Source organism: Pseudomonas sp. SLFW (assembly GCF_009905615.1).
In the GTDB taxonomy this organism is placed as follows: Bacteria; Pseudomonadota; Gammaproteobacteria; order Pseudomonadales; family Pseudomonadaceae; genus Aquipseudomonas; species Aquipseudomonas bambusae.
On record NZ_JAAAKW010000054.1, the window covers coordinates 1 to 859 of the forward strand.

Annotated in this window: 1 protein-coding gene; it reads right to left on the minus strand. The window is 57.6% G+C overall.

All coding sequences use genetic code 11. The features are described from left to right. A partial coding sequence (locus GVN17_RS29445) for an IS3 family transposase (RefSeq protein ID WP_371928649.1) occupies nucleotides 1–812 on the minus strand: 812 nt, incomplete at its 3' end. Nucleotides 813–859 lie beyond the last annotated feature (47 nt).

The window sequence follows — 859 nt, forward strand, 5'->3', positions numbered from 1 at the left end:
GTGACGTACTTAAGGCTACTGTGGAGATGCTCGTTGTTGTACCAGGTGACAAACGCCATCACCCATTGACGTGCTTCGTCCAGTGATTCAAAAGGCCGTTGTGGCCACAGCGAACAATATTTTGCGGTGCGGAACAGGGCTTCAGCATAGGCATTGTCGTTGCTGACTCGTGGGCGGCTAAACGAAGGTAATACCCCAAGATCGTGTAATGCAGCCAGCATGGTCGCCCCTTTCATCGCGCTGCCGTTATCCGAGTGCAGGATTAACTGGGTCGGGAGGATATTTTCGCGCAGGCAAGCGCGCTCCATCAGTACGCCAGCGTGGTCTGCGCTCTCGGTTTCATGGACATCGTTCATGATCAGTTTGCGGCTGTAGATATCCTTGACCATGTACCAGTAGAAAAATCTGCCCTTGATGTTGCTCGGTAGCCAAGTGATGTCCCAGCACCAGATCTGGTTGGGGCCGTCTGCACGATGAGTCGTCAACGGCCGGGTTTGTGGCGCGCGCGAGCGCCCTCGGTGACGGGCTTGCCCCGCAGACTTGAGCACGCGATAGAACGTTGCTTCAGAAGCCAGATATATGCCTTCGTCTGCCAGTTTGGGCACTATCTCATGAGGAGTGAGCCCTGCGCAGTCGGGCCGGTTAGCGGCTTGCAGCACAGCCAGACGTTCATCTTCGCTGAGCTTGTTGGCAGGCTCCGAACGGCGTGCCTCGGGCCTCCCGTCCTGCAGTTGATGACGCCAGCGCTGCACTGTGCGCACGCAGGTTCCCAACTCGTTACACGCTGCAGTTTGGCGAGCGCCTGCTTGCACCGCCGCATCGATCAAAGCAAGAGCACTTCTGCGATCTGCGGCGCTGG